The following is a 9,975-nucleotide window of genomic DNA, read 5'->3' on the forward strand; positions in this document are numbered from 1 at the left end:
GTCCTTGAATTTCTTTTTCGGCGGGCTTTGGCCCTCTTCGCTTAGCGGCAAGCGGCTGATGCCGTGCCGCTGCAGACAGCGGTGCAGCGCCGAGCGCGACAGGTGAGCAATGGTGGCCTGCAAAGCATACAGGCAATCATCGAGCGGCAATAAGGTGTGTTTTCTGAACGCCACAATGATTGCCTCTTGCGCGAGCGTCAGCACGGTGGAGACGGGCGTCGGCCCCATCGCGGCATCTGTTGTCGTCGTGCGTTTGCGCCACTTGGCCACCGTTTTGGGGTTGATGCCGTGACGGGAGGCTAACGTTTGTAGGCTTTCCTGACTACGTTGGATAGCGGCCCGTATNTCTTAGCTTTGGGCGGGCCGCTGTTCCGGGGCGGGCGGCGGGGTTTCTTCGTCCTGCTCCAGCACTTGCAGCTCGTGCAAGGCGGTGGTGGGGTCAAACATATGCAGCATATCCAGCACCGCTTCTTCCAGGCTCTCGGGCTGGGTGGTATCGGCCGGCGGGGTTGGGTTTTCGGTGGGGCTGGTCATGGCGGGTCGGTTAGGTAATGAGGTAAGGTAATATACTTATCCGGAAGCGGACAGGTGCGGCAAGCCCTGTTCTTTAAGCTGACCGGCAAGTCCGCAACAACCCTGACAACCTGCTTTTCCTCCGGATTTATACGTAGCCCTTCGGCATTAACACGGATTTCCGGCCTATTCCTCGGCGGCCTGTAACCCAAACCAGGCTGGACCCAGTACTATTTGGACCCGATACCCCGACGCTTTGGGCGCCGGCACCTCCTGGGTGCCGGCTCCGCAATGTGCTCTGGCCCGGCTGCTCTGTTCTACCCCAACCAAACGCCGGAATGCTATGCTAGCAATGGATTACCGGGGCCCCAAGCGGGTCCGCGCCGTTCAGAAACCCATGCCCGAAATCAAGCATCCCCAGGATGCTATTGTTCGGGTTACCCGCACCTGCATCTGCGGCTCTGATCTGCACTTGTATAACGGCAACGTGCCTGACACCCGCGTGGGCACCACCTTCGGCCACGAATTCGTGGGCGTAGTTGAAGAAATCGGGCCCGACGTGACCAAGGTCAAAGTTGGCGACCAGGTGATTGTGCCCTTCAACATTGCCTGCGGCGAGTGTCACTTCTGCCGGCAGGGCATGTTTGGCAACTGCCAAGAGTCGAACACCATGGCCAGTGGCGTGGGCGCCATCTACGGCTACTCTCATACTGCCGGCGGCTTCAACGGCGGCCAGGCCGAGTACGCCCGGGTGCCCTACGCCAACGTGGGGCCCACCGTCGTTCCGGCCGGCATGGACCCGGATGACGCCGTACTGCTCACCGACGTAGTGCCTACCGGCTACCAGGCTGCCGAAATGGCCGGCATCCAGCCCGGCGACACCGTCGTGGTATTCGGCGCCGGCCCCATCGGTATCATGGCGGCCCGCTGCGCCTGGCTGTTCGGGGCCGGCCGCGTCATTATCATCGACAAGGAGGACTACCGCCTGGAGTTTGCCAAAAACTACTCCTACTGCGAGGCCTACAACTTCGAAAAGGACATGGATGACCCGGTGCTCTTCATCAAGAAAATCACCGACTACATGGGCGCCGACGTGTGCATCGACGCCGTGGGGGCCGAGGCCGCCGGCAACGCCATGCAGACCATTACGGGCCGCAAGCTGCTGCTGCAGGCCGGCTCGGCCACGGCCCTGCACTGGGCCGTCAACTCGGTGAAAAAAGGCGGCGTCGTCTCCATCGTGGGCGTGTACGGCCCGACGGACAACCTCGTGCCGATGGGCAATGTGCTCAACAAGGGCCTGACCATCCGGGGCAACCAGACCTCGGTGAAGCGCCTGCTGCCCCGGCTGATTGAGCACGTGCAAAACGGCATCATCAAGCCCAAGGAGCTCATCACCCACCGCATTCCGCTGGAGGAAGTGGCCGACGGCTACCGCATGTTCTCCGCCAAGCTGGACAACTGCATCAAGACCGTGCTGATTCCCCCATCCGCCAACCGCTAACCGCCTCTCTGACTATGGAAACTACTGGTAAAAATCCGAAGAACATCCCCGGCTGGGGCATCGACGCGGACCCGAAGAACGACCCGACCTACCCCATGCGCAGCCGCATGAACGTGACCCAGGACCCGGACAGCAAGCACCGCCCGCCCCTGCAGCCCGTCGATGTGGAGCTGCTGCAGTCCATTGAGCGGCCCAACGTGTCGGCCGTGTTTGGCGAGTCGGTTCCGCCGATGGGCCTGAGCGGCATGCTGCGCCGGGTGGCGTTCAAATACAGCGAAAGCCACTACGGCCACTGGCTGCCCCTGCTGCTGGCCGACCGCATCAACGTGGTGGAAGGCATCGTGGAGGATCTGATGCACGGCAAGGTGCCCAACATCTTCGCCGAGAAAGGCTACGCCGTGGAAATGAAGCACAACCGCACGGCTTTCCTGACCAAGATGGCCACCATTGCCGCGGTGACGACCGGCGTCGTGCTCCTGCTCAGCTCTAAGGGCAAGAAGTCGCGCAAAGGCAAGAAGATTCAGTACCGCTATCCTTCGGCCCGCTAGGCGGCCCGCAAAGCCCAAAAGAAACCCGGCCTGCTGCCAAGCGGGTCGGGTTTCTTTTTGGGCAGTGCCCCCGCAGATCGGGCCTGGTACTACTTTTTACCCTGGATAATCTCCTCCACCACGCCCGGGTCGAGCAGGGTGCTGGTGTCGCCGAGGTTGCTGGTGTCGCCTTCTGCCACTTTGCGCAGGATGCGGCGCATGATCTTGCCCGAGCGGGTTTTGGGCAGCCCCGACACCAGCTGAATCTTGTCGGGCTTGGCGATTTTGCCGATTTCGGCCACGATGGTTTCGATGATGCTGGCCTCCACGTGCAGGGCGTCGGACTTGCTCACCGGCTCGCGGCAGATAACGAAGGCGTAGATGCCCTGCCCTTTCACGTCGTGCGGGTAGCCCACCACCGCGCTTTCCACCACGTGGGCGTTCTGGTTGATGGCGTTTTCGATTTCGGCCGTGCCGAAGCGGTGGCCCGACACGTTTATCACGTCGTCCACGCGGCCGATGATGCGGTACAGGCCGTTCTCGTCGCGGCGGGCGCCGTCGCCGGTGAAGTAGTAGCCCGGATAGGCCCCGAAGTAGGTCTGGCGGGCGCGCTCATGGTCGCCGTAGGTGGTGCGGATGATGCCGGGCCAGGGAAACTTGATGGCCAGGTAGCCTTCCTGGTCGTTGCCCTCGATTTCCTGGCCCTCCTGCGTGAGCAGCACCGGCTGCACGCCGGGCAGCGGCTGGCCGGCGTGGGTGGGTCTGAGCGGCGAGATGCCGGCCAGCGCCGAAATCATAATGCCGCCGGTTTCGGTCTGCCACCACGTATCCACGATGGGGCAGCGCTCCTTGCCCACGTGCTGATGGTACCAGTACCAGGCCTCTTCGTTGATGGGCTCCCCCACCGTACCCAGCACCCGCAGCGAGTCGAGCGAGTAGCTCAGCACGTTGTCGAGCGGGGTGGCCATCAGGCTGCGGATGGCCGTGGGCGCGGTGTAGAACACGTTCACGCCGTGCTTGTCAATCACCTCCCAGAAGCGGCCGGCATCGGGGTAGGTGGGCACGCCCTCAAACATGAGCGTGGTGGCCCCGCTGAGCAGCGGGCCGTAGAGCAGGTAGGAATGGCCCGTCACCCAGCCGATATCGGCGGTGCACCAGTACACGTCGTTTTCCTGCACCTGAAACACGTTGCGGAAGGTGTAGTCGGCCCACACCATGTAGCCGGCCGTGGTGTGCACCACGCCCTTGGGCTTGCCGGTGCTGCCCGAGGTGTAGAGAATGAAGAGCATGTCTTCGGCATCCATCTCCTCGGCGGGGCAGGTTTTGGCGGCCTCCTTGGCTTCGTCGTGGTACCACACGTCGCGGCCCTCCTGCATGTGCACGGGCCAGCCCAGGTGTTCCACCACAATCACGCGGCGCACCGAAGGGCAGTTTTCCAGGGCCTCATCCACCACCCGCTTCACCGGAATCTGCTTGGGGCCGCGGTTCAGGCCGTCGGAGGTCAGCACCACGGTGGCCTGGGCGTCGTTGACGCGGTCGGCAATGGCGGTGGCCGAGAAGCCGGCGAAAATCACCGAGTGCACGGCCCCGATGCGGGCGCAGGCCAGCACGGCAATGGCCAGCTGCGGAATCATGGGCATGTAGAGGCAGACCCGGTCGCCTTTTTCGACGCCGTTATTCAGCAGCACGTTGGCAAACTGGCACACGTGCTGGTGCAGCTCGCGGTAGGTGTAGCGGATCTGCCGGGTTTTGGGGTCGTTGGGCTCCCAGATCAGGGCCAGCTTGTTGCCGCGGGCGGTCAGGTGGCGGTCCAGGCAGTTTTCGGTGATGTTGAGCTTGGCCCCGCTGTACCACTCGTTGTGGCCCCCGACCAGGTCGGCTTTGAGCACGGTGGTCCACTTGCGGCGCCAGGTGAAGCCCTCGGCGGCCTCGGCCCAGAACTGCTCGGGGTTGTCTACGCTGCGGCGGTAGGTTTCTTCGTACTCGGCAAAGCTGTGGATGCGGGGATGTTGTGCGGGCATGATGGTGGGGTATGAAGAAGAGAGTTTCTGTTGTCAGCGTTTTTCTGCAGCCGGCCGGGCGGCCGGGCCCTATTTCTCGAAGGCCAGCCCCACGCCCCGCACCGCCAGCCGCTCCCGGATTTCGTCCAGGATCAGCGGGTCGTCGATGGTAGAGGGCGGGGCAAATTCTTCGCCGTCGGCGAGCTGGCGCAGGGTTTTGCGCAGGATCTTGCCGGAGCGGGTTTTGGGCAGACGCTTCACGATCAGGGCGTTGCGGAAGCTGGCCACGGCGCCAATCTGCGCCCGGATGAGGCTGACCAATTCCTGTTCCAGCTCCGCCTCCCCCACCGCGGAGCCATTCTTGAGCACGACCAACCCGATGGGGCGCTGCCCGCGCAGGGGGCAGGCAATGCCCAGCACGGCACACTCGGCCACGGCCGGGTGGGCGGCCAGCAGCTCTTCCATCTCGCCGGTGCTCAGGCGGTGCCCCGCCACGTTTATCACGTCGTCGACGCGCCCCATGATAAAGAAGTAGCCGTCGGCATCCCGGTAGCCGCCGTCGCCGCTGAGGTAGTAGCCGGGGAAGGCGTCGAGGTAGCCGCGGCGAAACCGCTCGTCGTCCTGCCAGAGCGTGGGCAGACAGCCGGGCGGCAAGGGCAGCTTCACGGCCACCAGCCCCGTGATGCCGGCCGCCACGGGCCGGCCGGCCTCGTCGAGGATCTGCACGTCGTAGCCGGGCACGGCGTGGCCGGCGCTGCCCGCCCGGGGCGGGGGCATCTGCGCCAGCCCCACCAGCGTGGCCAGCATTGGCCAGCCCGACTCCGTCTGCCACCAATGGTCGATAACCGGCACGCCGAGCGCTTCGGTGGCCCAGGTGTAGGTGGCCGGGTCGCACCGCTCGCCGGCCAGAAACAGCTGGCGCAGGCGACCCAGGTTATAGTCCTTGACCAGCCGGCCCGCGGGGTCTTCCTTTTTGATGGCCCGGATGGCGGTGGGCGCCGTGAAAATCACCTGGGCACCGTACTCGGCCGCCACCCGCCAGAAGGTCCCGGCATCGGGCGTACGCACGGGCTTGCCCTCAAACAGGACGGTGGTGCAGCCGCTGATCAGCGGGCCATACACGATGTAGCTGTGCCCCACGGCCCAGCCAATGTCGGAGGCGGTGAAGATGGTGTCGCCGGGCTGCAGACCGTAGACGGCGCCCAGGCTGTAGCGCAGGGCCACGGCGTGGCCGCCGTTGTCGCGCACGACGCCCTTGGGCTTGCCGGTGGTACCGCTGGTGTAGAGAATGTAGAGCGGGTCGGTGGCTTCCACCGGCACGCAGTCGGCGGGCGGGGCCTTGAGCAGCTCCCGGTAGTCCACGTCGCGGCCGGGCACCATGGCGGCCTGCACGAAGGGGCGCTGGCAGATGACGGTGTGCGCGGGCTTGCTGACGGCCAGCTCGATGGCGGCATCCAGCAGCGGCTTGTAGGCAATCACCTTATCGAGCTCCAGCCCGCCGGACGCGGCAATAATCACCCGGGGCTGGGCGTCGTCGATGCGCAGGGCCAGCTCGGGGGCGGCAAACCCGCCGAAGACCACCGAATGCACCGCCCCGAGGCGGGCGCAGGCCAGCATGGCCACCACGGCCTCGGGCACGTTGGGCATGTAGATGATAACCCGGTCGCCGGGCAGCACGCCCAAATCGTGCAGGCCCCCGGCGAAGCGCGCCGTCAAGTCCAGCAGCTCGGCGTAGGTGTAGCGGGCCTTGGTGCCGGTGACGGGCGAATCGTAAATCAGCGCCGTCTGGGCGCCGCGGCCCTGCTCTAGGTGGTAGTCGAGGGCCAGGAAGCAGGTATTGAGCCGCCCGCCCCGAAACCAGCGGTAAAAGCCGTTTTCATCGGTACTGAGCGTTTCCTCGGGCAGCCGGAACCAGTGAATCTGCCGGGCCTGCGCGGCCCAGAAGGTGGCGGCATCGGCCAGGCTGGCGGCGTGGGCGGCGGCGTAGGGAGCGGGCAAAGTTTCCATAGGGCGAAGGGCGGCAGGAACGAGCGAAAAGGATGGAACGACGGGCGGCGGCAAGGGCCGGGCGGCCGCGGGTCAGGTCGGGGAATTCAGAAACTCTTTCACCTTTTCCATCAGCAGGCGGGTGCTGAAGGGTTTGGAAATATAGAGGTCGGCGCCTACTTCGTAGCCCTTGAGGATGTCGGAGTCCTTGCTCTTGGCACTCAGGAAAATGACCTTGGTGGCTTGGCGGTCCGGCTGGGCTTTCACGTGCTGGCACACCTGGTAGCCGTCCACGTCGGGCATCATAATATCGAGCAGAATCACGTCGAAGGGCGTGCGGTCCACCGCTTCCAGGGCTTCGGTGCCGTTGCGGGCCAGGCTGACCTGGTAGCCGTTTTTGCGCATCAGAAATTCCAGGGACATAATGATGTTGGGCTCGTCGTCGACAATGAGAATGTGGGGGCGTTTCATAGCGGAAGAAGGTTGGCGGGCGGGCAGTAGCGGGGTTGAGGTTGGCGTTGGCGTTGTGGGGAGGAGCTCAAGGAGCCAGCGGCGGCGCGGCGGCCAGGGGCAGCTCCAGGGAAAACACGGCGCCTTCGTCGGCCTGGCTTTCCACCCAGATGCGGCCGGCGTGCAGCTCCACTATTTTCTTGGTGATGGCCAGGCCCAGCCCGGAGCCTTCGGGCTTGCGGGTCATCTGGTTTTTGGCCTGGAAAAACTTGTCGAAGATCAGCTCGTGGTAGGCCGGGTCGATGCCCTTGCCGTTGTCCTGAATGCTGAGGCGGATGGTGCCGGCGGCCGCATCGGCCGCGGCGACCACGCCGATGCGGCCGCCCCCGCCGAAGCGGCAGGACTTGATGGCGTTCGACAGCAGGTTCACCAGCACCTGCATCAGCCGGTCCCGGTCGCCGGGCAGCGGGGGCAGGCCGGGCGGCACCACCAGGTCGAGCTGAATGTGCTTGTCGCGCAGCAGCTGCCCCACCGACTCGATGGCGTCGCCCAGCACCTCGGCCACGTCGAGCAGCTCGGTGTCGAGCGTGGCCTGCCCCGACTCGTACTTTTCCAGGTCCAGCACCAGCGTAATCAGCCGGCTCAGCCGCTCCGACTCCTTGATGATGGTGCTCAGGAAGCGGTGGCGCTCCTCTTCCTCCAGCTCGGGGTTGTCGGCCAGGATTTCCGACAGGGCCCGGATGCTGGTCAGCGGGGTGCGCAGCTCGTGGGTTACGGTGTAGAGAAACTCGTCCTTGCGCTGGTCCAGCTCCTGCAGCTGGTCGTAGGCGCGCTGGAGCTGGTCGGTGAGGCGCTGGAGCTGGCGCGACTGTTTCTGCAGCTGGCGGTTGGCTTCGAGCACCTGCTGCGACTCGCGCAGAATGCCCACCACGTTGTCGAAGCTGATGTCTTCCACCCCCACCGACGAGGCCAGCAGCAGGCGGGCCGAAGCGGGGCCGATGCTGCCGGCCAGCAGCTTTTCGGCGTAGGCCAGCAGGCGCGGATCGGCGGGCGGCAGGGCCGCGTCGCCCAGCGGCAGGGCAAGGTCGGCGTCGTGGGCGTGGGCTTCGGGAAACCGGTCGGCAAAGGCGTTCAGGGCCTGGTTGGCGCGTTTTTTTCCCAGAAAGCCGATCAGCAGCGTCCGCACGTCGGGCAGCGGGGCGGCGCCCTGCCAGCCGGCGGGCCCTTCGAATACGGTGCGGTAGCGGAACACGTCCACGAACACGTCGGCCTGCCGCTGCTCCAGCGCCGAGGGCCGCCCGGCCAGCGACACGCCCACGTACAACCCTACGTTGAACAGCCAGCTCCAGAACAGCCCGTGCGACAGGTAGTCGAGCCCCTCCAGCCCAAACAGGGCGAAGGGCCGCAGCCCGCTGAGTCCGAACAGCCCCTGGGTCATCACCGAATCGGGCAGCATGGGCCCGACCATGGTGGGCAGCACCAGGGTGAAAAACCAGACGGCGAAGCCCGCCAGAATGCCCGCCGTGGCGCCCTGCCGGGTGCCGCCCTTCCAGTAGAGGCCGCCCAGCACCACGGGCACAAACTGCGCCACGGCCGCAAACGACACCAGCCCGATGTTGACCAGCGGCAGCAGGTGGCCCACGGCGGAGTAGTAGCCGTAGGCCAGCAGCAGCACCAGCACCACGGCCAGGCGGCGGCTGTGCAGGGCCACCTGCCCGAGGTAGGCAAACCAGCGTGCCCCTTCATTGCGGGCCGAGGGAATGCGCACCAGCAGAGGCATGAGCAGGTGGTTGCTCATCATCACGCTCAGGGCAATGGTCTCGACGATAATCATGGACGAGGCCGCCGACAGGCCACCCAGATAAATCAGCAGCGCCAGCCAGGGCTGCCCGGCCTGCAGCGGCAGGGCCAGCACAAACGTGTCGGCATCGAGGCTGGTGCCGGCATTCAGCAGGCGGCCGCCAAAGGCCAGGGGCAGCACAAACAGGTTGATGATGATCAGGTAGAGCGGAAACAGCCACATGGCTTTGCGCAGGTGGTCCTCGTTCACATTCTCCACCACCGCCACCTGAAACTGCCGGGGCAGCAGCAGGATGGCCGCCATGCTCAGCAGCAGCAGCGTGAGCCACTGCCCCGGGCCGGTGCCGGCCTCGTGCAGGGTAAACAGGCGGCGCAGCTCGGGCACGGCGGAGGCCTTGGCAAACACGTCGGCGAAGCCCTCGAACAGGTAGTAGGTCACAAACAGGCCGGCGGCCAGAAACGCCACGAGCTTGACCAGGCTTTCCAGAGCCACGGCCAGCACCATGCCCTCGTGCCGCTCGGTGGCCTCGATGGAGCGCACCCCGAAGATGATGGTAAAGAAGGCCAGGGCCACGGTGGTGTACAGCGCCGAGCCCGCCGCGGCCTCATTTACCGGCTGAGCCAGGGCGCCGGCCTCGCGGGTGAGAATATCGAAGGAGGCGGCAATGGCCTTGATCTGCAGCGAGATGTAGGGAATGATACCCAGCACGCTCACCACCGTCACCAGGGCGCCCAGCGAGGCCCGCTTGCCGTAGCGGGCCGAAATGAAGTCGGCAATGGAGGTCAGGCGCTGCAGGCGGCAGATGCGGATGATTTTGCGCAGCACCAGCCACCAGGCCGGGGCCAGCAGCGTGGGCCCCAGGTAAATGACCACGAACTCCAGCCCGAAGTGCGCCGCCCGGCCCACCGAGCCGTAGTACGTCCAGGCCGTGCAGTACACGGCCATGCTCAAGGCGTACACGTAGGGGTTGCTCACCAGGCTGCGCCGCGCCGACCCCGCCCGCCGCTCCGCCGCATACGCCACCCCGAACAGCAGGGCGAGGTAGCCCAGGGAAAAGCCAATGACGAGCAGCTTGGACATTCTTTTTAATTAGTAGAGTTGTTCCCAAATAGTATTTTTGGGCATGCTAGATGTGAATACGATTACAGACGACCGCCAAATGCGGGCGTTGACGGGCTTGGATTTGGAAGCGTTTTG

8 protein-coding genes are annotated in these 9,975 nt (G+C 65.1%); 2 read left to right on the forward strand and 6 right to left on the reverse strand.

Features of this window, described 5'->3' with window-relative positions; genetic code table 11:
* Both ABD842_RS00005 and ABD842_RS00010 read right to left on the reverse strand, forming a co-directional pair.
* Positions 1-345, reverse strand: a 345-nt coding sequence (locus ABD842_RS00005) for a transposase family protein (protein WP_486326997.1), incomplete at its 3' end; no start/stop codon positions are given.
* 3 nt (positions 346-348) lie between these two features.
* Entirely contained in the window at positions 349-534 is a 186-nt protein-coding gene (locus ABD842_RS00010) for a hypothetical protein (protein ID WP_345108248.1), read from the reverse strand.
* A 322-nt stretch (positions 535-856) separates the two neighbouring features.
* Between ABD842_RS00010 and ABD842_RS00015 the strand changes: the two genes are divergently transcribed.
* Positions 857-2,014, forward strand: coding sequence for a zinc-dependent alcohol dehydrogenase (locus tag ABD842_RS00015; protein ID WP_345108251.1), 1,158 nt, complete (start codon positions 857-859; stop codon positions 2,012-2,014).
* Positions 2,015-2,028: 14 nt separating this feature from the next.
* The gene (locus ABD842_RS00020; protein WP_345108253.1) at positions 2,029-2,562 is read left to right on the forward strand and encodes a hypothetical protein; all 534 of its coding nucleotides are present in this window, start codon (positions 2,029-2,031) and stop codon (positions 2,560-2,562) included.
* Positions 2,563-2,651: 89 nt separating this feature from the next.
* Here the strand turns inward: ABD842_RS00020 and acs are convergent, their stop codons facing one another.
* From acs to ABD842_RS00040, 4 genes are all read right to left on the reverse strand, one after another.
* A complete protein-coding gene (gene acs, locus ABD842_RS00025) occupies positions 2,652-4,562 on the reverse strand; it encodes an acetate--CoA ligase (protein WP_345108256.1) in 1,911 nt (636 codons plus the stop codon).
* A 69-nt stretch (positions 4,563-4,631) separates the two neighbouring features.
* Positions 4,632-6,548, reverse strand: a complete 1,917-nt coding sequence (locus ABD842_RS00030; RefSeq protein WP_345108258.1) for an AMP-binding protein — start codon at positions 6,546-6,548, stop codon at positions 4,632-4,634.
* Positions 6,549-6,620: 72 nt separating this feature from the next.
* Positions 6,621-6,998 (reverse strand): response regulator transcription factor, encoded by a 378-nt coding sequence (locus ABD842_RS00035; RefSeq protein ID WP_345108261.1) that lies wholly within the window; start codon positions 6,996-6,998, stop codon positions 6,621-6,623.
* Positions 6,999-7,065: 67 nt separating this feature from the next.
* Entirely contained in the window at positions 7,066-9,858 is a 2,793-nt protein-coding gene (locus ABD842_RS00040) for an ATP-binding protein (protein ID WP_345108264.1), read from the reverse strand.
* Positions 9,859-9,975: the final 117 nt, after the last annotated feature.

This window comes from Hymenobacter algoricola (assembly GCF_039539525.1).
Taxonomy (GTDB): Bacteria; Bacteroidota; Bacteroidia; order Cytophagales; family Hymenobacteraceae; genus Hymenobacter; species Hymenobacter algoricola.

Coding starts and splice junctions, on each gene's coding strand:
- ABD842_RS00010 (WP_345108248.1), bottom strand. CDS start 534: ATGACCAGCCCCACCGAAAACCCAACCCCGCCGGCCGATACCACCCAG.
- ABD842_RS00015 (WP_345108251.1), top strand. CDS start 857: ATGCTAGCAATGGATTACCGGGGCCCCAAGCGGGTCCGCGCCGTTCAG.
- ABD842_RS00020 (WP_345108253.1), top strand. CDS start 2,029: ATGGAAACTACTGGTAAAAATCCGAAGAACATCCCCGGCTGGGGCATC.
- acs (WP_345108256.1), bottom strand. CDS start 4,562: ATGCCCGCACAACATCCCCGCATCCACAGCTTTGCCGAGTACGAAGAA.
- ABD842_RS00030 (WP_345108258.1), bottom strand. CDS start 6,548: ATGGAAACTTTGCCCGCTCCCTACGCCGCCGCCCACGCCGCCAGCCTG.
- ABD842_RS00035 (WP_345108261.1), bottom strand. CDS start 6,998: ATGAAACGCCCCCACATTCTCATTGTCGACGACGAGCCCAACATCATT.
- ABD842_RS00040 (WP_345108264.1), bottom strand. CDS start 9,858: ATGTCCAAGCTGCTCGTCATTGGCTTTTCCCTGGGCTACCTCGCCCTG.